The sequence below is a fragment of the Mesorhizobium zhangyense genome, from assembly GCF_011045115.1.
Lineage (GTDB): Bacteria > Pseudomonadota > Alphaproteobacteria > Rhizobiales > Rhizobiaceae > Mesorhizobium_M > Mesorhizobium_M zhangyense.
The window spans coordinates 17256-43101 of sequence record NZ_JAAKZG010000001.1; the positions used below are offsets into that span (position 1 = coordinate 17256).

25 protein-coding genes are annotated in these 25846 nt (G+C 62.1%); 9 read left to right on the forward strand and 16 right to left on the reverse strand.

From position 1 onward, the window contains the following. Positions 1–19: 19 nt before the first annotated feature. On the forward strand, positions 20–430 hold the full coding sequence (locus G6N74_RS00075) for a carboxymuconolactone decarboxylase family protein (RefSeq protein ID WP_165113016.1): 411 nt from the start codon (positions 20–22) through the stop codon (positions 428–430). 9 nt (positions 431–439) lie between these two features. Next, entirely contained in the window at positions 440–793 is a 354-nt protein-coding gene (locus tag G6N74_RS00080) for a hypothetical protein (RefSeq protein WP_165113018.1), read from the forward strand. 274 nt (positions 794–1067) lie between these two features. Here G6N74_RS00080 and mmsB read toward each other — a convergent pair whose 3' ends face one another. Together mmsB and G6N74_RS00090 are read right to left on the reverse strand one after the other, a co-directional pair. Then, positions 1068–1952, reverse strand: a complete 885-nt coding sequence (mmsB, locus tag G6N74_RS00085; RefSeq protein ID WP_165113020.1) for a 3-hydroxyisobutyrate dehydrogenase — start codon at positions 1950–1952, stop codon at positions 1068–1070. A gap of 117 nt (positions 1953–2069) precedes the next feature. After that, complete coding sequence (locus tag G6N74_RS00090) at positions 2070–3248, reverse strand: isobutyryl-CoA dehydrogenase (RefSeq protein WP_165113022.1); 1179 nt, start codon at positions 3246–3248, stop codon at positions 2070–2072. A 215-nt stretch (positions 3249–3463) separates the two neighbouring features. On the opposite strand from G6N74_RS00090, the gene G6N74_RS00095 reads away from it, so the two are divergent. Next, a complete protein-coding gene (locus G6N74_RS00095; protein ID WP_165113024.1) occupies positions 3464–4066 on the forward strand; it encodes a dimethylsulfonioproprionate lyase family protein in 603 nt (200 codons plus the stop codon). A 5-nt stretch (positions 4067–4071) separates the two neighbouring features. Further along, positions 4072–5541: a cobyric acid synthase gene (locus G6N74_RS00100; protein WP_165113026.1), complete on the forward strand. Its 1470-nt coding sequence runs from the start codon at positions 4072–4074 to the stop codon at positions 5539–5541. Here G6N74_RS00100 and G6N74_RS00105 read toward each other — a convergent pair whose 3' ends face one another. The 4 genes from G6N74_RS00105 to G6N74_RS00120 all read right to left on the reverse strand — a co-directional run bounded on the left by G6N74_RS00105 (position 5542) and on the right by G6N74_RS00120 (position 7983). Beyond that, positions 5542–5973 (reverse strand): VOC family protein, encoded by a 432-nt coding sequence (locus G6N74_RS00105; protein ID WP_165113028.1) that lies wholly within the window; start codon positions 5971–5973, stop codon positions 5542–5544. It lies immediately after the preceding gene. A 77-nt stretch (positions 5974–6050) separates the two neighbouring features. After that, complete coding sequence (locus G6N74_RS00110; RefSeq protein ID WP_165113030.1) at positions 6051–6890, reverse strand: AraC family transcriptional regulator; 840 nt, start codon at positions 6888–6890, stop codon at positions 6051–6053. Positions 6891–6975: 85 nt separating this feature from the next. Then, complete coding sequence (locus G6N74_RS00115; RefSeq protein WP_091912345.1) at positions 6976–7146, reverse strand: hypothetical protein; 171 nt, start codon at positions 7144–7146, stop codon at positions 6976–6978. Between the two features lie 51 nt (positions 7147–7197). Then, on the reverse strand, positions 7198–7983 hold the full coding sequence (locus tag G6N74_RS00120; RefSeq protein WP_165113032.1) for a TSUP family transporter: 786 nt from the start codon (positions 7981–7983) through the stop codon (positions 7198–7200). 106 nt (positions 7984–8089) lie between these two features. Between G6N74_RS00120 and G6N74_RS00125 the strand changes: the two genes are divergently transcribed. Further along, a complete protein-coding gene (locus G6N74_RS00125) occupies positions 8090–8521 on the forward strand; it encodes a tellurite resistance TerB family protein (RefSeq protein ID WP_165113034.1) in 432 nt (143 codons plus the stop codon). A 113-nt stretch (positions 8522–8634) separates the two neighbouring features. Here the strand turns inward: G6N74_RS00125 and G6N74_RS00130 are convergent, their stop codons facing one another. The 8 genes from G6N74_RS00130 to G6N74_RS00165 form a co-directional block, all read right to left on the reverse strand. Beyond that, positions 8635–10374 (reverse strand): ABC transporter ATP-binding protein, encoded by a 1740-nt coding sequence (locus G6N74_RS00130; RefSeq protein WP_165113036.1) that lies wholly within the window; start codon positions 10372–10374, stop codon positions 8635–8637. Then, positions 10371–11243, reverse strand: coding sequence for an ABC transporter permease (locus tag G6N74_RS00135; RefSeq protein ID WP_376767668.1), 873 nt, complete (start codon positions 11241–11243; stop codon positions 10371–10373). The genes G6N74_RS00130 and G6N74_RS00135 overlap by 4 nt, the downstream gene beginning before the upstream one ends. Then, positions 11240–12187: an ABC transporter permease gene (locus G6N74_RS00140; RefSeq protein WP_165113038.1), complete on the reverse strand. Its 948-nt coding sequence runs from the start codon at positions 12185–12187 to the stop codon at positions 11240–11242. The genes G6N74_RS00135 and G6N74_RS00140 overlap by 4 nt, the downstream gene beginning before the upstream one ends. A gap of 232 nt (positions 12188–12419) precedes the next feature. Continuing rightward, on the reverse strand, positions 12420–13901 hold the full coding sequence (locus tag G6N74_RS00145) for an ABC transporter substrate-binding protein (RefSeq protein ID WP_165113040.1): 1482 nt from the start codon (positions 13899–13901) through the stop codon (positions 12420–12422). Between the two features lie 177 nt (positions 13902–14078). After that, positions 14079–15356 carry an acetylornithine deacetylase/succinyl-diaminopimelate desuccinylase family protein gene (locus tag G6N74_RS00150; RefSeq protein WP_165113042.1) on the reverse strand — a complete coding sequence of 426 codons (1278 nt, stop codon included), beginning with the start codon at positions 15354–15356 and terminating at the stop codon, positions 14079–14081. Between the two features lie 113 nt (positions 15357–15469). Continuing rightward, positions 15470–15970, reverse strand: coding sequence for a RidA family protein (locus G6N74_RS00155; protein ID WP_165113044.1), 501 nt, complete (start codon positions 15968–15970; stop codon positions 15470–15472). A 65-nt stretch (positions 15971–16035) separates the two neighbouring features. Next, a complete protein-coding gene (locus G6N74_RS00160; RefSeq protein WP_165113046.1) occupies positions 16036–16449 on the reverse strand; it encodes a c-type cytochrome in 414 nt (137 codons plus the stop codon). Positions 16450–16499: 50 nt separating this feature from the next. Further along, a complete protein-coding gene (locus G6N74_RS00165; protein ID WP_165113048.1) occupies positions 16500–18101 on the reverse strand; it encodes a flavin monoamine oxidase family protein in 1602 nt (533 codons plus the stop codon). Positions 18102–18416: 315 nt separating this feature from the next. On the opposite strand from G6N74_RS00165, the gene G6N74_RS00170 reads away from it, so the two are divergent. The 4 genes from G6N74_RS00170 (at position 18417) to G6N74_RS00185 (ending at position 23534) form a co-directional block, all read left to right on the forward strand. Next, entirely contained in the window at positions 18417–18842 is a 426-nt protein-coding gene (locus G6N74_RS00170; RefSeq protein WP_165113050.1) for a L,D-transpeptidase, read from the forward strand. A gap of 148 nt (positions 18843–18990) precedes the next feature. Next, complete coding sequence (locus tag G6N74_RS00175; RefSeq protein ID WP_165113052.1) at positions 18991–21840, forward strand: molybdopterin oxidoreductase family protein; 2850 nt, start codon at positions 18991–18993, stop codon at positions 21838–21840. Further along, on the forward strand, positions 21837–22604 hold the full coding sequence (locus tag G6N74_RS00180) for a 4Fe-4S dicluster domain-containing protein (protein WP_165113054.1): 768 nt from the start codon (positions 21837–21839) through the stop codon (positions 22602–22604). The genes G6N74_RS00175 and G6N74_RS00180 overlap by 4 nt, the downstream gene beginning before the upstream one ends. A gap of 3 nt (positions 22605–22607) precedes the next feature. Then, positions 22608–23534: a dimethyl sulfoxide reductase anchor subunit family protein gene (locus G6N74_RS00185; RefSeq protein ID WP_165113056.1), complete on the forward strand. Its 927-nt coding sequence runs from the start codon at positions 22608–22610 to the stop codon at positions 23532–23534. A 264-nt stretch (positions 23535–23798) separates the two neighbouring features. On the opposite strand, the gene G6N74_RS00190 is transcribed toward G6N74_RS00185, so the two are convergent. Both G6N74_RS00190 and G6N74_RS00195 read right to left on the reverse strand, forming a co-directional pair. After that, positions 23799–24740: a lipid A biosynthesis lauroyl acyltransferase gene (locus G6N74_RS00190; RefSeq protein WP_205826498.1), complete on the reverse strand. Its 942-nt coding sequence runs from the start codon at positions 24738–24740 to the stop codon at positions 23799–23801. A 72-nt stretch (positions 24741–24812) separates the two neighbouring features. Beyond that, on the reverse strand, positions 24813–25841 hold the full coding sequence (locus G6N74_RS00195; protein WP_165113060.1) for a zinc-binding dehydrogenase: 1029 nt from the start codon (positions 25839–25841) through the stop codon (positions 24813–24815). Between the last annotated feature and the right edge of the window lie 5 nt (positions 25842–25846).

Genomic DNA, 25846 nt, shown 5'->3' on the forward strand with positions numbered 1-25846 from the left:
TTCACCACCGGAGACCGGCATGAGCGGCAAACCCATCGTTCCTCTGATCGAATACGAAATGGCGAACGATACCGTTCGTGCCGTCTATGACGACATTATGCAGACGCGCAAAACCGACTGGATCAACAATTTCTGGAAGGTTCTGGCGCATGACCCTGCATTGCTGAAGCGCACCTGGGAAACGCTGCGCGAGGTGATGGGGCAGGGCGCGCTCGATCCGCTGGTCAAGGAAATGATTTACATCGCGGTCTCGGCGACGAATGGCTGCGAGTATTGTACCTATTCCCACACCGCATCGGCACGCGCCAAGGGCATGAGCGAGGCTCAGCTCATGGAGTTGCTGGCGGTGGTCGGCATGGCGAATGAAACCAATCGCCTCGCCAACGCTTTACGTCCGCCGGTCGACGTTCAGTTCGAGCCTCGCGGCTAGGAGAATTTCATGAAAAGCCGCAGCAATCGCCGGTCAGCCACGATAGCCGGAAACCTGATGCTCGCACCGATGGTGGCCGCCATGCGGCTGCCGACGATGCTGAGCGAGGACAGAAGCACCAATCCGTGGGGCACGGAGACGCTGCGCGCGATCAACGAGAAGAACGCGGCCATGGCCGAGGGCATGGTGGCGGCGCAGATGTCGCTGATGCAGTCGGCATCGAGTTTCTGGTTCGACGTATTTTCCGGCAGGACGCCGTCTCTGTTCAGCGGCGTTGCTGCCGACCGCGCCGTTCAGGCGGCGCTGAAACCGGCCAGCCAGCGTGTGAAGGCGAATTACCGCCGATTGTCTTCGAAGGGCTGAGGCAGACTTCACGCGGTCTAAAGGCAAAAACCGCGTCCTCCAGGCGGAAGAGCACGGCTTTGCCATTCATACGCATGGCCCTTCGCCACTGAAGATACGCTGCGAAGGTAACGGCTCCGGTACGCAAGACCTGATCCGGAGCGGTAGGCGGCTGCGATGACCGCCTGCTCACTGTTCTAGCCGCACAACGTTACCGCGTGGTTAGCGAGAGCTTAATCAAATCTAAAAATTTGAATCTTTCGGCGAATTTGCGGCGAAAATCTCCGCCGCTCACTTACGCGGCGTCACCGCGCAGGAAGTTGATGATGCCGGAGAAGTCGGCGCCGCCCTGTCCCTGGGCGTTGAACAGCGCGTAGAGTTGAGCGGCTTCCGCACCGAGCGGGGTGACCGCACCGGCTCCCTGCGCGGCCTCCTGCGCCAGCTTCAGGTCCTTCAGCATAAGGGCTGCGGCAAAGCCGGGCTTGTAGTCGCGATTGGCGGGCGAAGTCGGCACCGGGCCGGGGACGGGGCAGTAGGTCGTCAGCGACCAGCACTGGCCCGACGAAGTGGAGGCGACGTCGAAAAGCGCCTGATGCGACAGGCCGAGCTTTTCGGCCAGCACGAAGGCCTCGGCCACGCCGATCATCGAGATGCCGAGGATCATGTTGTTGCAGATCTTGGCGGCCTGACCGGCACCCGCGTCGCCGCAATGCACGATGCGTCCGGCCATCGGCTTGAGGATCGGCTCGGCCTTGGCGAAAGCATCAACCGCGCCGCCAGCCATGAAGGTCAGCGTGCCGGCGGTCGCACCGCCGGTGCCGCCGGAAACCGGCGCATCGATGGAGAGAAGGCCGTGCCTGGCGGCGATGGCATGCGCCTTGCGCGCCGATTCCACATCGATGGTCGAGGAATCGATGAACAGCGCGCCTTTCTCGGCCTTCGGTGCGATGTCCTCATAGACCGACAGCACATGCTTGCCGGCTGGCAGCATCGTTATGACCACCTCGGCATCTTTCAGGGCGGCGACGGCATTGGCCATTACGGTGATGCCATGTTCGCGCGCGACGGTCAGGTTTTCGGGCATAAGGTCGAAACCCTGCACCGCATGACCTGCCTTCACAAGGTTGGCGGCCATCGGATTGCCCATATTGCCGAGGCCGATGAAGGCGATGGTGGTCATGTTGAGGTTCCTCCGGGGGTGTTAGGGGAGTAAGGGAGTAGGGCAGTAAGGCCGTAAGGGAGTGGGGCAGTATGTAGACAGGGAGTTCTTTCCCTACTGCCTTACTGCCCTATTCCCCTACTGCCTTCCGATCAAAGCCCGCGCGATGATCACGCGCATGATCTCGTTGGTGCCTTCGAGAATCTGGTGGACGCGAAGGTCGCGCACCAGTTTTTCGATGCCGTAGTCATGTAGATAGCCGTAGCCGCCATGCAGTTGCAGCGCGTCGTTGGCGACGTTGAAGCCGGTGTCGGTGACGAAGCGCTTGGCCATGGCCGACCATTTGCCGGCGTCCGGCGCCTTGCGGTCCAGCTTGGAGGCGGCGGTGTAGAGGAAGATGCGCGCGGCCTGCAATTCCGTTTCCATGTCGGCGAGCTTGAACTGCAGCGCCTGGAACTGGTTGATCGCCTGGCCGAAAGCCTTGCGCTCGGCAGTATAGCTCACCGCCTTGTCGAGAGCCGATTGCGCACCGCCCAGCGAGCACGCCGCAATGTTCAATCGCCCGCCATCCAGCCCGGACATTGCGATGCCGAAGCCCGCGCCTTCGTCGGACAGGAGGTTCTCGGCCGGCACCTTGCAGTCCTCGAAGATGACCTGGCGGGTCGACTGCATGTGCCAGCCCATCTTGCTCTCGACTGCGCCGAAGGAGAGGCCCGGCGCGTCCTTGGGCACGACGAGGGTGGAGATGCCTTTTGGGCCGTCCTGGCCCGTGCGGACCATCGTCACGTAGATATCGCTGTCGCCGGCACCCGAAATGAACTGCTTTGCGCCGTTCACGACATAGTCGCTGCCATTGCCGCCGCTGCGCACGGCGCGAGTCTTGAGAGCTGCCGCGTCCGAACCTGAGCCGGGCTCGGTCAGGCAGTAGCTCGCCAGCCATTCCATCGAGGTCAGCTTGGGAATGAAGCGCTGGCGCTGTTCCTCGTTGCCGAAGCGGTCGATCATCCACGTTGCCATGTTGTGGATCGAGATGAAGGAGGCGAAGCCGGGGCAGGCTTTCGACAGCGCTTCGAACACCAGCACCGCGTCCAGCCGTCCAAGTGCCGAGCCGCCGACATCGTCGCGCACATAGATGCCGCCGAGCCCGAGCGGGCCGGTTTCGCGAATCACATCTGCTGGGAAATGGCGCTGCTTGTCCCATTCGAGCGCGTTGGGGGCGACGCGATCCTGCGCGAAGGCCTCAGCCATCTCCTGGATGGCGCGTTGATCCTCATTGAGATCGAACTGACCGGCGGTCGGGTCGACTGCGGCGTCCATGGCGTCCTCCCTGACGTTTCCTGGCTTGCGAACATTTTTGCGATCGGACGTTTTTGTCCGGGAAAAGTTCGTTTTGCCGCATGATCTGGTGCCAAAACTCTGCGACTTTTCGCGATCATGCTCTAGGCGTGCCGATCAATCTAGACCAATGATGCACCCGCGCAACCCGACCTCATGCGGAGCGGCTGTGCACAAATACATGCTCGAGGCTATGTGTGACGATATTTTTTGAGGAACTGCTCGACCATTTCCGCGTCTTCCTGGCGACGTTCGAGGATGAGCGCTTGCGTGATTTCACGGCCTCGTGCGACTGGGCGATGTCGCCGCGCGCGCTGGAGCCGAACGAGCTTCCAAGTTCGAGTCTTCTCGAGCGCACCGCCGAACTTGCGGCGGCCACGGCTCGCCCGCTGGCAAAGTTCGTCACGGATCATCGCTCCGAGCTGCGCTGGGGGCAGACCTACACCGCTGCCGATTTCGGCCAGCATTTCATCGACAATTACGGCTGGCTGGAAGTGTTCGGCACGCGCGGGCACTTCGAGAGTGATGCGGTGGCGGGGGGACTGCTGATACTTGGGCCGGGTATCGTCTATCCCGACCACCATCATGAGGCAGAGGAAATCTACATTCCGCTGACCGGCGGTACCGAGTGGCGCAAGGGCGATGGCGATTTCGTCATCCGGGAGGGCGGTGAAGTCATTCATCACCCGTCCAATGTCAATCACGCCATGAAGACCGGGGACGAGCCGCTGCTGGCGCTCTATCTGTGGCGCGGCGGACCGCTTGCAGTGCGTTCGACGATCACCGGCGGGCAGGGCTGAGCATCATGGCCAAGGCGATCATGCTCCAGGGCACCGGCTCGGATGTCGGCAAGACGGTGCTCGTTGCCGGCCTGTGCCGTGCTGCGAAAAAGCGGGGGTTGAATGTGCGGCCATTCAAGCCGCAGAACATGTCCAACAATGCCGCCGTTGCCGACATTCCGGGCGAAGCAGGCGGCGGCGAGATCGGCCGCGCGCAGTGGCTGCAGGCGATCGCCTGTGGCGTCGCACCGTCGATCCACATGAACCCGGTGCTGCTGAAGCCGCAAAGCGATGTCGGCGCGCAGGTGGTCGTGCAGGGCAAGGTTTTCGGCGAGGCCAAGGCACGCGACTATCAGGCGATGAAGCCGCAATTGATGGGTGCGGTGCTCGATTCCTGGCAGAAGCTCGGGGAGGGCGCCGATCTCATTATAGTCGAGGGTGCCGGTTCGCCCGCCGAAATCAATCTGAGGCCGCGCGACATCGCCAATATGGGCTTTGCAACGCGGGCCGATGTGCCGGTCATTCTCGTCGGCGATATTGATCGCGGCGGAGTGATCGCGTCGGTTGCCGGCACGCATCTGATCCTGCCGGAGGAAGACCGGCGCATGATCGTCGGCTATCTCATCAACAAGTTCCGCGGCGACGTGACCCTGTTCGACGACGGTATTGCCGCGATCGAGCGCTTCACCGGCTGGCCCTGCTTCGGCGTCGTGCCGTGGCTGAAGGCGGCGGCGCTGCTGCCTTCGGAGGATTCGGTCATTCTCGAGCGGCTGACCTCAGGCGAAAAGCGGGCGCTGAAGGTCGCCGTTCCCATGCTTGGCCGCATCGCCAATTTCGACGATCTCGACCCGTTGCGCGCCGAACCTCAGGTCGAGGTGGTGTTCGTGCCTCCCGGCCAGAAATTGCCGGAAGATGCCGGGCTCGTTGTGATCCCCGGCTCAAAATCCACCATTGGCGACCTGCTGATGTTCCGGGAAAACGGCTGGGATCGCGATCTGCTCGACCATCGCCGGCGGGGCGGCCATGTCGTCGGCATCTGCGGTGGCTACCAGATGCTTGGCCGCACCGTGCGCGATCCGCACGGCATCGAGGGTAGCGTCAGGGAGGCGGAAGGGCTCGGCCTGCTCGACATCGAGACGGCGATGGAGCCGGAAAAGACGGTGCGCAACGTCACCGCGCGTTCGGTCCATTTCGATGTGCCGCTGTCAGGGTACGAAATTCATCTTGGTGCTACCAGCGGGCCGGATTGCCTGCGCCCCACGGCGATCATCAACAATACCGACGACGGCGCGACGTCGCCCGATGGCAAAGTGTTCGGCACCTATATGCACGGACTTTTCGGCTCTGATGCGTTTCGTGCAAGGTTTCTTGAAAGCCTCGGCATCAAGGGCGGCGGCATCGATTATCGCGCCGAAGTCGAGCGGGCGCTGGACGAGATCGCAGACCACCTCGAAACGCATCTCGAGGTCGACGCGATTTTCGCAGCCGCTCGATAATCAGCCGGCTTTCTCATGCGCTTTCGGCCAATAGGTGCCGAAGGACCAGACGTTGCCTTCGGGATCGGCGCAAATGAAGTCGCGGCTGCCATAGTCGCGGTCGGTCAGGCCTTCGAGAATTTTGGCGCCAGCGGTCTTGGCGCGCGCAAACAGGGCGTCGGGGTCATCGACAGCGACATAGGTGGATTTTCCGCCATTCTGGCCCGGCTCGCCGACCATCTTGCCGTATTCGTCGTCGCGCGCCGTGCCGAGCATGATCATTGCGGAACCCAGTGCCAGTTCGGCATGCTGGACGATGCCCTTGTCGTCGGCGTAGCGGGCGTGCACGGCGAAACCGAAAGCTTTGCCCAACCAGTCGATCATCCCGGCGGCGTCGCGATAGCGGAAGGTCGGGTAAATGCGTGGCGGTTCGATTGAAGCGGTTGCAGGCATGGTTTCCTCCTTCGCCCTGTCAATTGAACCCATTGTGGCGAAGCGCCGTTCCACCGTCTTGAAGAAATGTTACCCGTTCATGCGGCTTGCGCCAGCCAAGCAGCAGGCGTGGTGCCGGCCAGTTCGTGAAAGTCGCGGGCCATATGGGCCTGATCGGCATAGCCGCATTCGGCAGCAATGCCAGCCCATCCATCTCCCTGACTGCTCTTGGAAAGGGTCAGGACGTGGTTGAAGCGGACGATGCGTGACAGCGTTTTGGGTCCGATCCCGATCTCGGCGGCAAAGCGATTGGCAAGATGTTTGCGGCTCCAGCCGATTTCCGTCGCAAGCCTGCTGATCGGCATGCGCCCACCACTCGCCATCAGACGGTCGAAAGCCCAGGAAACCGGGGAGGGTGCTCGCGCCGCGCCGGCAAGGCGTCGGGTTACAAAACGCTGGGCCATTGCAAGACGCTGATCCCACGTTGCCACATCGCTCAAGCGTTCGCGCAAGTTGCGACCTTCGCGTCCCATCACGTCGCCGAGGTCGATCATTCGACCGGTCAACTCGGTCATAGGCATACCGAAGAACCGCCGTGCACCGAGCGGCGTGAAATCGATCTGGATGCAATGGGCGTCACCGAAGGAGTCGATGACGACCGGTCCGGCAAACAGGCCGGCGGCGAAGCTTGTTACCCTGTCTTCGAAACCTGGCGTTCGGCCAAGCCCGATCGAAAACGCACCGCCGAAGCTGATGATCAGCGGCACCGTCAGCGAGGCGGCCTCGGTCTGGCGAAAATGCCCGGCCACGAGTTCGCGATAGCCGGTGATGCGCGTGACCAGACCGGTCAAAGCAGCGTCCGGCGCATGTTGCACCATCTCGAAGGCGCCCGCTTGAGGCGCAGCCAGTATCGAACGCGTTTCGGATAATTCGCTCATTCGGCGTTTCCTTCACGCCGAATCTAGCAGAACCGTGTGGTGACCAAAAGCACCCGACAATGTGCCGGATGCTTTTGTAAAAGTTCTAGACGCCCTTCAGCAGGCAGCCTGCCGCAAGGACGATATAGGCGATGGTCAAGATCCAGACTGACGCCAGAGGAATGAACGCAAGAACACCGAGCGCGGCTATGACACCGATTACGGCGATCACGAGTGAAATCAGGAAAACGATTTGGGTGGGCGCACTGAGATTCATGGTTGTCTCCCTCCGCATGATTCGTGCAATGAGAGTGTAACCTCTGGGCGCTCAGACACCAAACATCGTCCGCAGTGGGTTGGTCGGGTCCGCCAGCAGCTTGATCGCGAGCGCTATGCAGGTCAGGACCAATAGCGGTTTGATCAGCTTCGCACCGCTCTTGATCGCCAGGCTGGCGCCTACACGCGCGCCGAGAAACTGCGCGACGCCCATCATCAGCCCGATCTTCCACGAGACAACGCCGACAACTGCAAACACGGCAAAGCCGCCGATGTTCGACGCGAAGTTGAGAAGCTTGGTATGCGCCGTCGCCTTGAGCATGCCGTAGCCGGCCAGTGCTACGAAGGAAAGCATCAGGAAAGAGCCGGTCCCGGGGCCGAAAACGCCGTCATAAAAGCCGATTGCCGGCACGATCGTCAGCCCGAACAGGAAGGGCGTCAGGCGCTGCACGCGGTCGACATCATCCATATTCGGCTTCAGCGCAAAATAAAGCGCGATTGCAATCAACACGATGGGCAATACGAGACGCAGCAGGTCGCTGGGCAGGACGGTTGCCAGAAGGGCCCCAAGAACGCTGCCGAGACAGGCCAGCAACGCCGACGGCAATTGCTTTTTCAGGTCGACATGTCCCTTGGCGGCGTAGGTGATCGTGGCCGAGCCCGTGCCGAACAGACCTTGCAGCTTGTTGGTGCCGAGCGTCTCGATCGGCGAGAAACCGGCCAGCAACAGCGCCGGGATGGTGATCAGCCCACCGCCGCCGGCGATCGAATCGATGAAGCCAGCAATGAAGGCCGCCGCAGCAAGAAGCGCGATTGTTTCGGAAGCAATGTCGAACATGGGATTGACTGGTGGGAAGAATTAACCGCTTCGACCACAGGAGACCCGTTTGCGCAAGGCGGATTTCACGCTACTCATCGTCATGAGGGAGAGAAACGAGGATTCCATGGCTGCCAGCTTGCTGACGCAAATACGCAATCTCTTCGAGGGCGACCCCGGTGTCCGCAAGGTTGCCGACGATCCGGTGCTGTCGGCGGAACTGCTTCTGCTGTTTCGAATGATCCTCGCGGACGGCACTGTCAGCGAGAGCGAGATGGTGGTGTTCCGCCGCATCTGCGAGGAATCCTTCGGCATCGGGGGCGATAGCCTCGATGCGGTTGTCGAATATCTCAACGATTATGGCTACGAAACCACCGGGGCACAGGCTGTGGCGCTGTTCCGCGACCTGGATATCGAGCGGCGCAAACTGCTCGCCCGCCATATGGCCGAGATCGCCAAGGCGGACCACCAGCTAGCGGAAAACGAAGTGCGGCTGCTGCGGCGCACGCTGGATATGCTGGGGATCAGCCCGGTGGATGTGGTTAAGCCTGAGGGTTGAGATTAGTGGATAGGCCGCCCGGCCGGGTCCCCGATGCTTCGCATCGTCCCGGCGTTCGCTGGCCTTTCATCGTGCCACTGGCACGATGAATTCGCGTTCCGCGAACCGGCTGCTCACCCCTGTTCCTGCAAGCGCCTGGCAATCGCCCGGCGCAGATCCGGCGTTGCGGCAACCAGCGCCTTTCCGGCCTCCGACTGCGGATTGTCGAGAACCTCACCCGTCCTGCCGCGCTCGACGATTTTTCCCTCATGCATGACCATGACCTCGTCGGTGATGGCGCGGGCGACCGATAGGTCGTGCGTGATGAAGAGGTAGGCGACGCCGAGCCGCTGGTTGAGATCGGCGAACAGGTCGAGGATCTGCGCCCGGATCGACACGTCCAGCGCTGAGACGGGCTCGTCGGCGACGACGAGCTTCGGCCGTGTGATGATGGCGCGGGCGATCGACAGGCGCTGGCGCTGGCCACCGGAAAATTCGTGCGGATATTTGTCCATGTCGGCCGGCTTCAGGCCGACTTCGTGCAGCGCGCGCGCCACCATCTCGCGCCGCTCGCCGGCTTCGGGCTGTCTTTCCAGTACATGCAGCGGCTCGGCCACCAGCCGTTCGACCTTGTGGCGGGGATTGAACGAGCCGTAGGGGTCCTGAAACACCACCTGCATATTGCGGCGCGCCGGTTTTAGCTGGGCCTCGTCCTTGCCCGTCAGCGTTTCACCCATGAAGCGAATGGCGCCGTCGGTCGGCTTGTCGAGCGCCAGGATCATGCGGGCAAGCGTCGATTTTCCGCAGCCTGAACGCCCGACCAGCGCTGTCGACTGGCCCTGTTTCATTGCGAAGGAAACGTCGTTCACGGCACGAACCGGTTCCGGCTTTCGGAATAGTGATGTGCGTCTGCCGGGATAGTCGCGCGTAACGTTTTCAACGACGAGTAGCGGCGTTCTCTCCCCCCTTGAGGGGGAGATGGCCGCGGAGCGGCCAGAGGGGGTCACCTCGGCAGTGCTCGGCCCATGGGCGGTTCCTCCTGCGCCAACCCTCTCTGTCGCCTTTGGCGACATCTCCCCCTCGAGAGGGGAGAAAGGGCGGCGCGCGGGGACATGCATCGACGCCAAAGCCAGCTGGCGCGTATAGGGATGGGACTGCTCCGACAGCGTTCGCGCCGTGTCGCCTTCTTCCATCACCTCACCATTGCGCAGGATAGTTATGCGGTCTGCCATTTCGGTAACGACCGCCAGATCATGCGAGATCAGCAGCAGCGCCATGCGGTTCTCGTCGACCAGATCGCGCAGCAGGTCGAGGATTTGCGCCTGTAAAACAACGTCGAGCGCGGTGGTCGGCTCGTCGGCAATTAGCAGTTTTGGTTTCAGCGCGCAGGCAATCGCGATGACCACGCGCTGGCGCTGGCCGCCGGACAGTTCATGCGGATAGCGCGACAGCGGGAATTTTGCCTCGGGCAGGCCGACGCGGTCGAGGATTTTTCGGGCGCGTTCTTCGGCTTCCGCACGGTTCGCGCCGGTGTGCCAGCGTATGCCTTCCGCGACCTGCTCGCCGATCGTCTTGACCGGGTTCAGCGCGGTCATCGGCTCCTGGAACACCATGCCGATATCGTCGCCGCGCAGGGCGCACATCTGGTCTTCGGTCGCAGCCAGAATGTCGATGCCGTCGAAGCGGACCTTGCCCTGCGCGTGCGCGGCCTGCGGCAGAAGCCGCATGATGGTCAGCGCTGTCATCGATTTGCCGGAGCCGGACTCGCCGACCAGCCCCATGACCTCGCCGGCACTGAGCGTCAGGTCGATATTTTTCAGGATCGGGGTTTTGCCGATCGACAGCGTCAGGTTTTCGATTTCCAGCAGGCTCATCGCTGCCGCCGCAGTTTGGGGTCGATGATGTCGCTGATGCCGTCGCCGAGCAGGTTGAGGCCGAGCACGGTGAAGACGATGGCAAAGCCGGGGATCAGCGCCAGATAGGGTGCCACCATCATGCGCGTCTGCGCATCGAACAGCATGCGCCCCCAACTCGGCATGGGCGGCTGCACGCCGAGCCCGACATAGGACAGGCCGGCCTCGGCCAATATGCCGAGCGCGAACTGGATCGTGCCCTGCACCAGCAAAAGGTTGGCGATGTTGGGCAATATGTGTTCGACGGTGATCTGCGTCCTGTTCTTTCCGGCAGCGCGGGCGGCGAGGATGAATTCGCGCGGCCAGATGGCCAGCGCGCCGGCGCGCGCGACGCGGGCGAAAACCGGGATGTTGAAGATGCCGATGGCGATAACGGCGTTGGTCGCGCTTGGCCCGAGGATAGCCGTGATGATGATTGCTGAAAGCAAGGCAGGAAAGGCGAAGACCACATCATTGAACCGCATCAACAGATCATCGACGATGCCACCGCGAGCCGCAGCCCAGCAACCGAGCGGCACGCCGAGCCCCATGCCGATGCCGACCGCGACAAGCGCTACCGCGATGGAACTGCGCGCGCCCACCATGATCATCGACAGCACGTCGCGGCCGAACTGGTCGGTGCCGAACAAATGGGTTGCCGAGGGCGGCAGCATGCGGTCGGCGACGATCAGTTTCGTCACGTCGTAGGGCGTCCAGAAGAACGATAGCAAAGCCATGCCGGCGATGAACACGGTGATGACGAAGCCGATGAGGAAGGACCGGTTGCGCAATGCCTGCGCGACGAAGCCGGCCTCTTGGCTGTTGGTTGGTTCGGCTGCCGGCATCGTCATCGGTTGGTCCTCAGGCGAGGATCAACGATCGCGTAGGAGAGATCGACCAGCAGGTTGACGACGACGACCATGGCGACCAGCAGCATGACGACGCTTTCGACCACGATCAGGTCGCGCTGGGTGATGGCCTGGAAGATCAGCCGGCCGAGGCCGGGGAGATAAAACACATTCTCGATGATGATCGTGCCGGCAAGCAGGAAAGCGAATTGCAGGCCGAGAATGGTCAGCACCGGGATCATCGCATTGCGCAGCGCATGCCGCCACAGGACCGTGCGGCGCGGCATGCCCTTGGCGCGGGCGGTGCGGATATAGTCCTCGCCAAGCACTTCCAGCATGGCCGAGCGCGTCACGCGGGCGAGGATCGCCGCTTGCGGCAGGGCCAGCGCAATGGCTGGCAAGATCAGAGCCTTCAGCGCCGGCCAGATGCCTGCGCTCCAGCCAGGAAAGCCGCCGGCGGGCACCAACCGCAGCCAGACGGCGAAAATGTAGATAAGCAGCAGCGCGAACCAGAAGTTTGGAACCGCAACGCCGATCTGGGCTGCGCCCATCGAGATGGTGTCGGCTGCGCGGCCGCGCCGTTCGGCGGAAAAAATGCCGACGGGAATGGCGATCAGCGTCGACAGCGCCAGCGCGATCAGCGCCAGCGGCAGCGATACCACGACGCGCTCGGTGACGAGATCGAGGACCGGCACCGAATAGGTGTAGGACTTGCCGAAATCCAGCGTCAGCAAGCCGCCGATCCATTCGAAATAGCGGACGATCACCGGCTGGTCGAGACCCATCTGGTCACGCAACGCCTGCACCGCGTCCGGCGTGGCGTTCATGCCGAGCATCAGCCGGGCGGGGTCGCCCGGTACGATTTCCAGCATGGAAAACACGACGATGGAAGCGACTGCGAGCGTCGCGATGCCGATCAGCAGGCGTTTGAGGAGATAGGCGGTCATGTGGTTTGGACCGCGTTCAACACGTTGATGAAGCGCCCTACGTTGCCCCCCTCTGTCCTGCCGGACATCTCCCCCACAGGTGGGGAGATCAGCCGGCAGCTACCTTGCAGCTCTTCCTGCCAGGTCGAAGGCTGGCGAAATCCGTCAAGACATCTGATCTCCCCACCTGTGGGGGAGATGTCCGGCAGGACAGAGGGGGGCAACGTCAAGCGATGACCTCAATTTTATAAGATCAATCCGCCCACTTCACCTTGGTCAGATCCGTCGCCTGGATCGGCGCGTTGTCCCACAGTCCCTCGACCTTGGCGTCCCAGACGCCGATCTTGGGCAATTCGAACAGGAAACCGACCACGGCGTCGTCGGCGAGGATTTTTTGGGCCTGGCCGTAGAGTTCCTTGCGCTTGGCCTCGTCGGAGGTCAGGTTCAACTCTTCGATGACCTTGTTGAAGGCCGGATTGTCGTAGTTGAAGTAATAATCCTTGCGCGAATAGATATCGATGTCGTTCGGCTCGGTGTGCGAGACGATCGACATGTCGTAGTCCTTCTCGGTGAAGACCTGCTTCAGCCAGTCGGCCCATTCGAGCGGGATGATCTCGGCGTCGATGCCGATCTCGCGCAGTTCCGACGCGATGATCTGGCCACCGTCACGCGCATAGGGCGGAGGCGGCAGCTTCAGCGTGGTCTTGAAGCCGTTTTCGAGACCGGCCTCCTTCAGCAGTTCCTTGGCCTTGGCGACATCGTGCGGATAGGTGCCGGTGAGGTCGACATAGGCCGGATTGTGCGGAGCGAAATGCGAGCCGATCGGTGTGCCGAAACCGTTCGAGGCGCCGTCGATGATCGCCTTGCGATCGAGCGCATAGGAGATGGCCTGGCGCACCTTCAGATTGTCGAAGGGCGGCTTCTTGTTGTTCATCGACAGAATGGTTTCGCCTTCCGTCGAGCCGATCACCACCTTGAAGCGCGGATCGGACTGTATCTGCGGCAGGCCATCGCCCAGCGGCATGTTGGGGAACGCCTGCACGTCGCCCGAAAGCAGGGCAGGGATCGCGGCTGCGGCATCGGGGATGATGCGGAACTCGGCCTTGTCGAGGAATACGGGATCGCCCCAATAGCCGTCGGCCTTGACGAGCTTGATCGAAGAACCCTTGGCCCAGCTTTCGAATTTGAACGGTCCGGTGCCGATCGGCTTTTCCTTGTTGGTCTCAGCCGATTCCGGCGCCACGATCACCGCGTCGCCCCAGCCGAGATTGTAGAGGAACGAGCCCTGCGGCTGCTTCAGCGTCACCTTCACGGTTGCCGGATCGATGACTTCGACGGTGTCGATTGCCGCAAACAGGGTCTTCTGCGCATTGGTCGAATTTTCGGCGCGGGCGCGGTCGAGCGAGAATTTCACGTCGTCGGCGTTGAAGTCGGTGCCGTCATGGAATTTCACGCCGGTATGGAGCTTGAACGTATACACCTTGCCGTCGTCGGAGACGGTCCAGCTTTCGGCGAGGTCAGGCAGAATCTCGCCCTTGGAGCCGATGCGCGTCAGACCTTCGAAGACGTTGGCGTAGACGACTTCGTCGATGGCTGCGGCAGCACCCGCCGTCGGGTCGAGATGCGGCGGCTCAAGGACCACGCCGAGCACGAGATCGGTGCGCGCGGCCATTGCCGCCGTGCTTGAAGCCAGCGCGAGTGCCGCTGCCGCCAGGATCGTCTTCCAGGATTTCATCGTCGCCAACTCCCATTGCCCTCAGTTGTCTGCCGGTCAAACCGGTTCCCGTTCGTTCGAAATCGACGGATAGAAGCGTGAATTCGCAGCCGAGTAAATCACGTTTGTTGCTGGCCAAGGCCTCAAACGGAAATCTTTTTCCTTTCAAAACAATCGCGCCAGCAATTCGCGCAAAAATCAACGCGTTTTGCCGCGCAGCAGCAGGTCGAGGCCGATCGCCATCACCTTTGCCGATTGCACCATGTCCTCGATGCCGACCCACTCGTCGGGACGATGGGCGAGGTCGAGAATGCCGGGGCCGTAGGCGATGCAATCGTAGATATGGCCAATGCGGGCGACGTGCTTCTGGTCGTAGGTGCCAGGCGAGATGACATAATCCGGCTCGCGGTCGAATATTTCGTGGATGCCTTGCGCGATGGCCTTCACCACCGGCGCGTCGCGCTCGGTCATGATCGGCTGCACTTCCATGATGTCGCGGATGTCGTAGTCGAATTTCGGCCGCTCGCGCTTCAGCCGATCGAGGATGGACGTGACCTCGCTCTTCACCTCGGCGATGTTTTCTTCCAGCAGGAAACGCCGGTCGATGGTCAGCCGGCACCAGTCCGGCACGTTGGGCGAGGGCAGGCCGGGGCGGAAATCCTCGGTCTGGCCGCCATGGATCGAGTTGATGTTCATGGTCGAGCGCCGCGCACCCTCCGGCACCACCGGCATTTTTGTCTGCTTGCGGTCGAGCGCTGGGAATAGCTCTTCCTCGAAGGCTTGCAGCACCGCACCCATATGGCGCACTGCATTGTCGCCGAGGAAGGGCATCGAGCCATGGGCGATCTCGCCCATGGTCTCGATTTCGGCCCACCACACGCCGCGATGGCCGAGGCAGATGCGGTCTTTGTTCAGCGGTTCGGGGATGATGACGTGATCGACGCGCGGCTTGGAGAAATAGCCCTTGCCGGCGAGATAGGCGACGCCGCCATAGCCGCCGGATTCCTCGTCCACAGTGCCGGAAATCTCGATCGCGCCGGGAAAGTCGGGATAGACATCCATGAAGGCTTCGACCGCGATGATCGATGCGGCCAGCCCGCCCTTCATGTCGCAGGCGCCGCGGCCATAGACCCGGCCGTCTTTGACCACGCCGGCGAAGGGATCGACCGTCCAGCCGTCGCCGGCCTCGACCACGTCGATATGCGAGTTGAAATGAACGGTCGGGCCGGGGCTGCGGCCATCGAAACGGGCGACGACATTGACGCGCGGGTAGCGGTCGGTGTCGCCGGGCGTGCCTTCGCCGCGAATATATTCAACGCCGAAGCTGCGTTTCTTCAACCGTTCGCCGATATATTCGGCGCAGGGGCGATAGGCCTCGCCGGGCGGGTTGATGGTCGGAAAGCGGATCAGGTCGGCGGTGAGTTCGACAAGATCGTCGACCCGGCCCTCGATTGTTTTCAGCAGCTTTTCATTCATGCGGGCGACGCGAACCGGAACCTTTTTGACGATCGCATCCAGTGTTGCGCATCGCTTGCGTGAAGTCGAGGAAGGAAAAACCGCTCCGGCGGACCGGAGCGGTGGAAAGGCTTTTACGGACGCACCGCCGTCACCTCGATCTCCACCAGGAAACCCGGGGCTGCGAGGCCGGCAACTTGAAACACCGAGCGCGTCGGCAGGTTCGGCTGTTCCTTGGTGCCGAAGAATTGGGTGTAGCCTTCCATGAAGCCTGAGAAATCCATCTTGCCGTCCTTGGCCGGATCGCCGACGAGGAACACCTGCATCTTGATGACGTCGCTCATTTTCAGGTTGAGGCCGGTGAGCGTCTTCTCGATGGATTTCAGCACCGTTTCGGTCTGGGTCTTGGTATCGCCATAGGCGGCAAGTGAGCCCTTCTCGGCTTTTTCATCGACAACCGAGGGCACCGCACCGCTGACGTAGACGGTTGTCTTGCCCGCGGGCACCTCGACGGCCTGGGCGATCGGGAAGTCGGAGTTCGGGATCTTGTGGCGCACGACATCTTGCGCCAGCGCGCTTCCCGCAATCATCAAGCCAGCCACCAGCGTGGCGGCGCCGATCCGCATCTTTTTCATCGCATTCTCCTTCATTCGGTAATTGGAGAGGCGGCGGAAGACAGAATTCCGCCGCCTCTCGTTTATTATCGGGTGCCGGCGACGTCCGCAGCCGTCACAGCATCCTTGTAGTCGTTGCCGAAATTGGTCCTGACATAATTGACCACGGCAGCGATCTGATCGTCGTCCATCATCTTGCCGACCGGGGGCATGCCCTTCAGACCGTTCAACAGCACGTAGATGGGATAGCCGCTGGACTCCAGATTGGCATTCTTGGCCAGCGCCGGATAATGGCCGGCGCCGACCGCGCCCTGGCCTTCGCTCATGTGGCAGGCGGCGCAGACATTGGCGTAGAGTTCTTCACCGGTCTTTTCGGTGAAGTTGTTGCCGGAGCTGAAGGTGACGCCCGCCGAATCGGCAAGCGCGCCCGACACCGCGAACAGGCTGAAAGCGACGGTGGCGGCGAGGCGGCCGAGCGGCCGGTGAGAGTGGGTGGTCATGATGACATGCCTTCCGGAATTGAGGGGAGAGGGATGGTTCGTCATGGCCGTCACCCCGCAACCACGCGCTGATGCAGCCGGGTGATCGCATCCAGCGAGGACAGTATCGCGCCCTCCATCCAGGCCGGGATGTAGGATGCGTGTTCGCCGGCAAGCACGATGCGCCCGTCGATCTTGCACAGGTTTTCGTAGTGCTCCTTGCGCGCCTCGTCGGTCCAGTCGCCGGCGCAGCCCAGCGTGAAGGGCGAGCGGTGCCAGGCCCAGGAGACGCCGTTCTCGAACTCATCCTTGTATTGCGGATGGATCTGCGAGCCGTAATCCACAGCGCGCTGGACCCGTTCTTCCGGCGACATCGAGGTGAATTCGTAGGAATTCGGCCCGTTCCAGGTGTAGCAGCCGAGCAGCACGCCCTTGCCGGCCTTGTTGAAGTCGGTGCTCGGGTAGGAAATCTGCGTGATCGGCAGGTCGGTGTAGCTGACGCCGCCGAAGATCAGATCGTCCTCTTCCCAGAAGCGACGCTTGAACTGCAGCCCGACCTTGACCGAGGAAGCGTAGGGGACGGCTTCGATCGCCGCCTGCATCGGCGCGCCGACATTGATCTCGATCTGGCTGAGGATCGTCAGCGGGATCGTGCAGACGCACCAGTCGGCACTTGCCTGCTGGGTGGTTCCGGGCTTTTGCGTGTCCTCATAGGTCACGGTCACGCCCTTGTCGTCCTGCGCGATCTTGGTGACCTTGGCATTGTAGGTGATGAGGTCGCCGACTTCCTTGGCGAAGGCCTTGCCGATCATGTCGATGCCGCCGACCGGCTGGAACATCGTCGTCTGGAACTCATAAAGCGCAAAGTTCTCCAGGCTACCCCAGAGGCCTGAGCTCAGTATGTCCGACAGATCTATCGGCTTGCCGGGCACCGGAACCGCGGTAAGGCCACCGCCGGGGTCTTTCTCATAGCCGCGATATTCGCTCGTATGCAGGCTCTGCTTGTAGGAATAGTCGCTGTCGAGCGCGCCCCACGACTTGAGCGCTTCGAGCAGCATTTCCTGGTCTTCCTTGGTGACATCGCCCTCGAGCTTGCCCTTCTGGGTGACCTTGGCGAGCAGTTCGGAGACGTGGCCCTGGAAATCCGTCTTGATGTCGCGGATGCGCTGCGGCTTGCCGCCGAAGCCTTTTGACGAATGCAGGAAGGCGTTGTGGTTGATCTGCTGGAAAGGCTGCAACGTCACGCCGAGCCGCTTGCAATAGGCGAGCAGGCCGTTGTGGTGATAGGGGATGCGCCACGGGCCCGGATTGACGTAAAGCCCTTCGTCGAACTCGCATTTCTGCGTCGCGCCGGCGATGTCGGTAAAACTGTCGCCGCCGCGGATAGTCCAGTTACGGCCGCCGGGGCGGGCGTTATATTCAAGTATCTGCACCTTGTAGCCGGCTTGCCTCAATTCGAGCGCGGCCGTCATTCCGGCAAGTCCCGAACCCAGGATAAGCACCGAGGCTCCCTTCGGGTCGCCTTCCAGCTTGACCGGCCCCTTGTAGCCGGACTCACTCGCCAGCCCCATGCTGGTCATGGCCTGATACATGGCCGCACTGCCGGCTGTCATGCCGATCAGGGATAGCAGTTTGCGCCGGCTCAAGCCGGTAAGTTGGGAATATTGTTGCATTTTTCATCCCTCCGTGGCGGCGGCTTGCACAGGCAGTCGCGCCGTTTCGTACTGGAGTGCGATTGGTCCGCTCCAGTCGCATGGATGAACCTATGCCGATGCCTCGCAGTGTCAACGGAGGCACTTGGGATGGAGCAATGGTCCAAGGGTTCTGGCGCAATTTTGGCAGCACAGCGGGACTGCTGCTCGCAAGATTGTCGGGTTGCATCGTTGCTGTGACGTATTCGCCACAGCAAATTTACCCCGTGTATAGAATTTCACAGTCTTCTTGGATTGCGAACTGTAAAGCCTCGGAAAGAAGAGGGGGCTATTCACATGTACAAAGCAATGCTTTTCGCGATTACGCTGATGCTTTCTGGCGCGGCTTCTCCAGCTCTGGCGGATAATCTTGTGGCCAGGGTCAGTGTTTCGTCACAGACGATGACGGTCAGTAAACAGGGCCGTGTGATCCACACCTGGAAAGTATCGACCGCGCGCAGGGGGTATTCCACGCCGCGCGGAAGCTGGCGGCCGACGCGCATGCACCGCATGTGGTACTCGCGCAAATACGAGATGTCGCCGATGCCCTATTCGGTATTCTTCCGCGGCGGCTATGCCATCCATGGCACCGGCTACGTCAAGCAGCTCGGACGGCCCGCATCACATGGCTGCGTGCGTCTGGCGACCTCGAATGCGGCGCAGTTCTATTCCCTGGTCAGGGAAATGGGACCGGGCAACACGCGGATCATCGTCACCAACTGATCGATTCGATATTCCAAGTTCCGACCATATCCCGCAATCACTTTGCGGCATGTTGTTTATGTCTAGACGAAAATTGCCGTGAAATGACGCCTTCGGGCATTTCATTTCAGGCGCGTGCTCTGTAGGAATCGGCAGAGGAGCACTGCCGATGACATCCGAGCCGCGTCTTGCGCTATCGACGCCCGTTGCCGACGAGGTCCGCAAGACCACCTGCTACATGTGCGCCTGCCGTTGCGGCATCAATGTGCACATCAAGGACGGCAAGATCCGCTACATCGAGGGCAACCGCGACCATCCGGTCAATCGCGGCGTGCTCTGCGCGAAGGGTTCGGCGGGCATCATGCAGCATTATGCACCGGCACGGCTGCGCGCGCCGCTGAAGCGTACAGGCCCGCGCGGCTCCGGCGAATTCCAGGAAATCTCGTGGGAAGAAGCGCTGACGATCGCTACCGGTTGGCTCGACGGCGTGCGCCACGACGATCCGAAGAAGCTCGCCTTCTTCACCGGGCGCGACCAGTCGCAGTCGCTCACAGGCTTCTGGGCACAGCAGTTCGGAACGCCCAACTATGCGGCGCATGGCGGCTTCTGCTCGGTCAACATGGCAGCCGGTGGCATCATGACCATCGGCGGCGCCTTCTGGGAATTCGGCGCGCCCGACTGGGACAGGACCAAGCTGTTCGTCATGTTCGGGGTCGCGGAAGACCACGATTCCAATCCGATCAAGATGGGCATCGCCAAGGTCAAGAAAAACGGCGCGCGCTTCGTGTCGGTCAATCCCGTGCGCACCGGCTATTCGGCGGTCGCCGACAACTGGATCGGCATCCGCCCCGGCACGGACGGGCTGCTGATCCTTGCGGTCGTGCACGAACTGCTGAAAGCGCGCAGGATCGATGTCGATTACCTAGTCCGCTACTCCAATGCGCCCTGGCTGGTCATCGATGCACCCGGCACTGCCGAGCATGGCCTGTTCGCGCGCGATGCCGATGGCAAGCCGCTGATCTTCGAAACGGTCACCGAGCGCGCGGTGCCCGTCGGCACGAAAGGTGCACGACCGGCGCTTTCCGGCCGGCATGAGCTGCCGGACGGACGTTTTGCCGTGCCGTCTTTCCAGCTTCTGGCCGAAAAATATCTCGATCCGAAATATGCGCCTGAAGCGGCTTCCGTGGAAACCGGGGTGGCGGTCGATGTCATTCGCGGGCTTGCCGCCGAGATTGCTCGCGTTGCCTTCGACGAGGCGATCACCATCGAGCAACCGTGGACCGATGTGCACGGCGAACGCCACCATCATTTCGTTGGCAGGCCGGTATCGTTCCATGCCATGCGCGGCCTTTCGGCCCATTCCAACGGCTTCCAGACGGCGCGCGCGCTGCACATGCTGCAGGTGCTGATCGGTGCCGTCGATTGCCCCGGCGCCTTCCGCTTCGAGCCGCCTTATCCGAAGCCGCTGGAGGCGCATCCGACACCGCATGGCAAGGCCGAGCATTTCGGCTCGGCCAAGCCGCTGTCGGGGCCGCATCTGGGTTTCCCGCGCGGGCCGGAGGATCTGCTGATCGATGCCGAGGGCAAGCCGACCCGCATCGACAAGGCGTTTTCATGGGACGCGCCGATTTCCGCGCATGGCCTGATGCATATGGTCATCGCCAATGCCCATGCCGGCGATCCGTATCCGATCGACGTTCTGTTCCTCTACATGGCCAACATGGCCTGGAACTCCTCCATGAACACCGCCGGAGTCATGAAGATGCTGGAGGACAAGGACCCCGAGACCGGCGAATACCGCATCCCCAAGATCATCTACTCCGACGCCTATGCTTCCGAAATGGTCGCCTATGCCGACCTCGTATTACCCGACACGACCTATCTGGAGCGGCATGACTGCATCTCGCTGCTGGACCGGCCGATCTCCGAGCCCGACGCCGTGCAGGATGCCATCCGCTGGCCGGTGGTCGAGCCCGACCGCGACGTGCGCGGCTTCCAGAGCGTGCTTATCGATCTCGGCGCACGGCTGAAGCTGCCGGCCTTTGTCGATTCGCGCGGTACCGCGATCTACAAGGATTATGCCGACTACATCGTGCGCCATGAGCGCCGCCCGGGCATCGGGCCGCTGGCCGGTTTTCGCGGCTTGAACGGCGACAAAGCAGGGCGCGGTGCCGCCAATCCCGACCAGCTCAAGCGCTATATCGAAAACGGCTCGTTCTTCTCGGCGCATATCCCGCTCGAAGCGCAGTTCTTCAAGCATGCGAACCAGGCCTATCAGGATTTTGCCGTGCGCATGGGCTTCTTCGACACGCCGCAGCCGGTGACGTTCCAGCTCTACAGCGAGCCGCTGCAGAAGTTCCGCCTGTCCGCCGAGGGCCTGCGCGCGCCGTTCGCGCCCGAAACGCACCGCCAGCGCATTCTGGACAGTTTTACGCCGCTGCCCGACTGGTATCGGCCTTTCGAGGAAGCACTGGTCGACCGCGAGACCTATCCCTACCACGCCATCACCCAGCGGCCGGCGGCGATGTATCATTCCTGGGGTTCGATGAACGCCTGGCTGCGCCAGATCCATACCCGCAACCCGCTCTATGTGCCGGGGCCGATCTGCGACGAGCATGGGCTTGTCGACGGCGATTGGGTCTGGGTCATCTCGCATCATGGCCGCATCAAGGTCGAGATGGCGCGCATGGAGGCGGTTAATTCCTCGACGATCTGGACCTGGAACGCCATCGGCAAACGCAAGGGCGCCTGGGGGCTGGACGAGGATGCGCCGGAAGCCAAAAAAGGCTTCCTGATGAATCACTTGATCCACGAACTTCTACCGCCGAAAGGCGATGGCATGCGCTGGTCGAACTCCGATCCGATCACCGGGCAGGCGGCCTGGTACGACCTGCGCGTGCGCATCGAGACGGCGGAAAAGGCGCAGATCAGCGAACCGCATTTTCCTGCCATCTCCGAGCCGGGCAGGGCTCATGAGCATGTGGACGAACTGCGCTACGGGCAGGAGTGGGCGAAATGACCATGCTGCCCGCCCACTCGACGCCCAAAAAACTCGGACTCGTCATCGACCTCGACGTCTGCGTCGGATGTCATGCCTGCGTCGTCAGTTGCAAGGAATGGAACACCGGCGGCTACGGCTCGGCGCTGTCCGACCAAGACCCATACGGTGCCGACGTTTCAGGCGCTTGGCTCAATCGCGTCCACACATTCGAAGTGGTACCGGAAGGCGGCGAGATCGTCGGCGAGGCGGGCGATGCGCGCATCGTGCATTTCCCGAAATCCTGCCTGCATTGTGAGGACGCGCCCTGCGTTACCGTGTGCCCCACCGGTGCGTCCTACAAACGCTCGGCTGACGGCATCGTGCTGGTCGATGAGGACAAGTGCATAGGCTGCGGTCTTTGCGCTTGGGCCTGCCCCTATGGCGCGCGTGAGATGGACCTGGCCGCCGGCGTGATGAAGAAATGCACGCTCTGCATCGACCGCATCTACAACGAGACGTTTGAGGAAGTGGACCGCGTGCCGTCCTGCGTGCGCACATGCCCCGCCAATGCCCGTCATTTCGGCGATCTTGCCGACCCGCAATCCGACGTTTCGATCATGGTTGCCCAGCGTGGCGGTATGGACCTGATGCCGGAGCAGGGCACGCGGCCGGTGAACAAATATCTGCCGCCGCGCCCGCGAAAATCATTGGCCGATAGCGCGAGGGGTTTGCCGCTGGCGGAAAACACCGACGGTGCCAAGGGGTTCTTTGCGTGGCTCGACGGCATGCTGGATCGTATCTGATCCATGCATCCAGCTCCCTCGATCATCCTCTTCACGACGCTTTCCGGCCTCGGCTACGGGTTAGCTGCCGTTCTCGGCCTCGGCCTGCTCGATCCTGCCGCAATCGCCACGAAATTCGCCCATGTGCTGGCACTGGCGCTGATCGGCGGCGGGCTCTTGTCCTCAACGCTGCATCTCGGCAATCCGCAGCGCGCCTGGCGGGCGCTGTCTCAGTGGCGGTCGAGCTGGCTGTCGCGCGAGGGTGTTATGGCGATCATCACCTTCCTGCCGCTCGTCTTCTCGGCGTGGATGGCGGTCTTCGAAAGCCGCTATCTGCTGCTTCCCGGCCTGCTCGGCACGGTGCTGTGCCTCGTGACGGTCTACTGCACCGGCATGATCTACGCTTCGCTGAAATCCGTCCAGACGTGGCACACGCCGCTGACGCCGCTCTGCTATCTGCTGTTTGCCGTTGCCGGCGGTTTCGTCCTGGCTGGGTTCTTTGCTTTCTGCGGCAGCGGGCGGACGGTTCTTGTTCCGGTCCTGGCTATCATCTTCCTGATCGCTGCCTGGGCAGCAAAGGCGCTGTGGCGCGATCACATGAAAAGGCTGGTGCCGCTGTCGACGCCTGAAAGTGCGACTGGGCTCGGCAATATCGGCCATGTGCGCCTGTTCGAGCGGCCACATGTCACGGAAAACTACCTGACCAGCGAAATGGGCTTCAAGGTCGCGCGCAAGCATGCGGCCAAGCTTTGGTTTGTCGCCCTGATTGCGGGTGGGGTCATCCCTGCGGGGCTGTTTCTCAGCCTGCTGCTAACCGGGGCAGAAAACGGGCCATTCACCGCCTTCATAGCCACGCTTGCCGTTGTAACACACATGCTTGGCATGCTGACGGAACGATGGCTGTTCTTCGCGGAGGCCCGGCACGCGGTGATGAATTACTACGGCGGTTGAAGGCGGAGGCTGCCTTTCGTGCGGACCTATCCGGCCGGTTTTAGCTTGCCGCGTCTGTTGAGCGCGGCGAGGCGCTTTATCAGCCGTTGAATTGCAAGCTTCTGCGCGTTGCGCTCGGGGCGGTGCTGGATGCCCCACGGGGTCCAGAGTGCCGCTCCTGCGGAGGTAGTCTGAGGTTTTTCCGTGCGGTTTTCCATAGCCATTCTCATTATCACGAAATATGAACGGCTGAAATCCGACTTTGTTACGACCAGAATACCTTTATCACGCCGATGTGTTCGGCGTTTGGGCAGGTGCCTGCTTGCCGCCACGGCCACGCTTCTTCTTCGACAGCACCCAGCGCTTGTGGAACCACATCCATTGGCCGGGATCCTCGCGCACCCAGCGCTCGACGACGTCGTTGACGAGCTGAGCGGTGGCGGTCAGATCAACCGAGCCGTCGTCTTCGCGCGGCAGTTCGAGCTTGTTCTCGATCACCAGCCTGAACCGGTTGTTCGGCAGGCGGATGCAGCGGGCGGGGTAGACGTCGCAATCATATTGCCGCGCAAGTTTCGACAGCAGCGGGCTGGTCTCGCATTCGCGCCCGAAAAACATCGTGCGCAGGCCGCGCGTGAATTTCTGGTCGACGAGCACGCCGATGGTTCCGTTGTTTTCCAATATGCGCGCCAGGGTGAAGGACGCACCCGTCTTGGAAGCGAGCAGGTCGCCCATCGTCGAGCGGCGCGTCGAGAGGATGTAATCGGCGATGTAGGGATTGTTGGGCGGCCGAAACAGCGCCGTCACCTTCATGCCGAAGGTCGCGCCGGCGATCGGCAGCAGCTCGAAATTGCCGAAATGGCCGGTGAACAGGATATGCGGCTTCTGCTCGGCTGCGATGTGCTCGAAAATGCGCTCGCCCTGGACCTCGACGCGGCCGGGTTCCGTGGCTTTCGGGTCGTAGTCGAAGAGCTGGTCGAGGAAGATATATTCCGCTGCCAGCCGGGCCATGTTGCCCCACATGTCGAGCGCGATGGCGCGGATTTCGTCTTCGCTCTTTTCAGGAAAGGCCTGGCGCAGATTGTCGAGCGCCACCTGATGACGCCCGACCAGCGGGCCGACACGGCGGCCGGCGCGGTCGGCAAAATTCAGCGCCTTGTCGGTGGGCAGCAGGCGCAGGATGGAAAGCAGCGCTTTCGCAAGCTGCGCGACCAGCCAGTAATTGGCCATCTTCAGCCGTTGCGACAGGCGATAGAGAAAGGCTTTCACGGTCTCACCGGGCCTGTAGCTTGAGTGACTGCATCAATTGACGCGCAGAATGATCTTGCCGAACACGTCGCGGCCTTCCATGCGCTTCAACGCGGCGTCGATGGAATTGAAATCGACCTCCGTGTCGATCACCGGCGCGACCAGGCCGGCGGCCATCTTCTGCATGGCATCGGCCATGTTTTCCATGCGGCAACCGAAGGAGCCGAGCAGCTTCAGCTGCTGCTGGAACAGCATCATCAGGTTGATTTCGGTCGAAACGCCCGAGGTCGAGCCGCAGGTGACGAGGCGGCCGCCGCGCTTCAGGCTGAACATCGAGCCTGCCCAGGTGTCCTTGCCGACATGCTCGAAGACGACGTCGACGCCCTTCTTCTTCGTCAGCTTGCGCACGACACCTTCGAAGCGGTCCTCGCGGTAGTTGATGACGTGGTCGGCGCCCAGCGCCTTGGCCTTGTCGATCTTGTCGTTGGAGCCGACGGTGGTGATGACCGTGCAGCCCATCTTCTTGGCAAGCTGGATCGCGGCCGAGCCGATGCCCGAGCCGCCGGCATGGACGAGGATCGTCTCGCCGGGCTGGAGCTTCGCATTGTCGAACAGCATGTGCTCGACCGTGCCGAAGGTGACCGGTGCTACCGCCGCGCCGATATCCGAAACGCCGGGAGGGGCAGGGACCAGCAGGCGCGCCGGCAGGTTGATCTTCTCCTGCGCAAAGCCGTCGAGGTGGAAGCCATGCACGCCGGAAACGTGCTCGCAGAGATTGTCGCGGCCTTCGCGGCAGGGGCGGCAGAGGCCGCAGGTGCGCGCGCCGTAGATCGAGACGAGCTGGCCGGGTGCGAGGTTCGAAACGCCGGGGCCGACGGCCTCGACTTCGCCCGAGGCTTCCGCGCCGACGACCAGCGGCAGCTTGCGCTTGGCAAACGCCATGCCGCGCCAGCCCCAGACATCGATGTGGTTGAGCGCCACGGCCTTGATGCGCAGCGTGACCTCGCCGAGCGCCGGTGCCGGCGGCGGTGCGATATCCACGGTTTCGAGTTTGCGATCCTCGACGAGTTGCAATGCGCGCATCGGCG

What these genes read in the sequence shown, in the direction of transcription:
- G6N74_RS00155 (WP_165113044.1), bottom strand. Translation starts at nt 15,970, where the DNA reads ATGAAAAAGATGCGGATCGGCGCCGCCACGCTGGTGGCTGGCTTGATG.
- G6N74_RS00075 (WP_165113016.1), top strand. Translation starts at nt 20, where the DNA reads ATGAGCGGCAAACCCATCGTTCCTCTGATCGAATACGAAATGGCGAAC.
- G6N74_RS00135 (WP_376767668.1), bottom strand. Translation starts at nt 11,243, where the DNA reads ATGACGATGCCGGCAGCCGAACCAACCAACAGCCAAGAGGCCGGCTTC.
- G6N74_RS00140 (WP_165113038.1), bottom strand. Translation starts at nt 12,187, where the DNA reads ATGACCGCCTATCTCCTCAAACGCCTGCTGATCGGCATCGCGACGCTC.
- mmsB (WP_165113020.1), bottom strand. Translation starts at nt 1,952, where the DNA reads ATGACCACCATCGCCTTCATCGGCCTCGGCAATATGGGCAATCCGATG.
- G6N74_RS00110 (WP_165113030.1), bottom strand. Translation starts at nt 6,890, where the DNA reads ATGAGCGAATTATCCGAAACGCGTTCGATACTGGCTGCGCCTCAAGCG.
- G6N74_RS00090 (WP_165113022.1), bottom strand. Translation starts at nt 3,248, where the DNA reads ATGGACGCCGCAGTCGACCCGACCGCCGGTCAGTTCGATCTCAATGAG.
- G6N74_RS00100 (WP_165113026.1), top strand. Translation starts at nt 4,072, where the DNA reads ATGGCCAAGGCGATCATGCTCCAGGGCACCGGCTCGGATGTCGGCAAG.
- G6N74_RS00145 (WP_165113040.1), bottom strand. Translation starts at nt 13,901, where the DNA reads ATGAAATCCTGGAAGACGATCCTGGCGGCAGCGGCACTCGCGCTGGCT.
- G6N74_RS00105 (WP_165113028.1), bottom strand. Translation starts at nt 5,973, where the DNA reads ATGCCTGCAACCGCTTCAATCGAACCGCCACGCATTTACCCGACCTTC.
- G6N74_RS00080 (WP_165113018.1), top strand. Translation starts at nt 440, where the DNA reads ATGAAAAGCCGCAGCAATCGCCGGTCAGCCACGATAGCCGGAAACCTG.
- G6N74_RS00195 (WP_165113060.1), bottom strand. Translation starts at nt 25,841, where the DNA reads ATGCGCGCATTGCAACTCGTCGAGGATCGCAAACTCGAAACCGTGGAT.
- G6N74_RS00130 (WP_165113036.1), bottom strand. Translation starts at nt 10,374, where the DNA reads ATGAGCCTGCTGGAAATCGAAAACCTGACGCTGTCGATCGGCAAAACC.
- G6N74_RS00190 (WP_205826498.1), bottom strand. Translation starts at nt 24,740, where the DNA reads ATGGCCAATTACTGGCTGGTCGCGCAGCTTGCGAAAGCGCTGCTTTCC.
- G6N74_RS00125 (WP_165113034.1), top strand. Translation starts at nt 8,090, where the DNA reads ATGGCTGCCAGCTTGCTGACGCAAATACGCAATCTCTTCGAGGGCGAC.
- G6N74_RS00175 (WP_165113052.1), top strand. Translation starts at nt 18,991, where the DNA reads ATGACATCCGAGCCGCGTCTTGCGCTATCGACGCCCGTTGCCGACGAG.
- G6N74_RS00180 (WP_165113054.1), top strand. Translation starts at nt 21,837, where the DNA reads ATGACCATGCTGCCCGCCCACTCGACGCCCAAAAAACTCGGACTCGTC.
- G6N74_RS00120 (WP_165113032.1), bottom strand. Translation starts at nt 7,983, where the DNA reads ATGTTCGACATTGCTTCCGAAACAATCGCGCTTCTTGCTGCGGCGGCC.
- G6N74_RS00150 (WP_165113042.1), bottom strand. Translation starts at nt 15,356, where the DNA reads ATGAATGAAAAGCTGCTGAAAACAATCGAGGGCCGGGTCGACGATCTT.
- G6N74_RS00165 (WP_165113048.1), bottom strand. Translation starts at nt 18,101, where the DNA reads ATGCAACAATATTCCCAACTTACCGGCTTGAGCCGGCGCAAACTGCTA.
- G6N74_RS00160 (WP_165113046.1), bottom strand. Translation starts at nt 16,449, where the DNA reads ATGACCACCCACTCTCACCGGCCGCTCGGCCGCCTCGCCGCCACCGTC.
- G6N74_RS00185 (WP_165113056.1), top strand. Translation starts at nt 22,608, where the DNA reads ATGCATCCAGCTCCCTCGATCATCCTCTTCACGACGCTTTCCGGCCTC.
- G6N74_RS00170 (WP_165113050.1), top strand. Translation starts at nt 18,417, where the DNA reads ATGTACAAAGCAATGCTTTTCGCGATTACGCTGATGCTTTCTGGCGCG.
- G6N74_RS00115 (WP_091912345.1), bottom strand. Translation starts at nt 7,146, where the DNA reads ATGAATCTCAGTGCGCCCACCCAAATCGTTTTCCTGATTTCACTCGTG.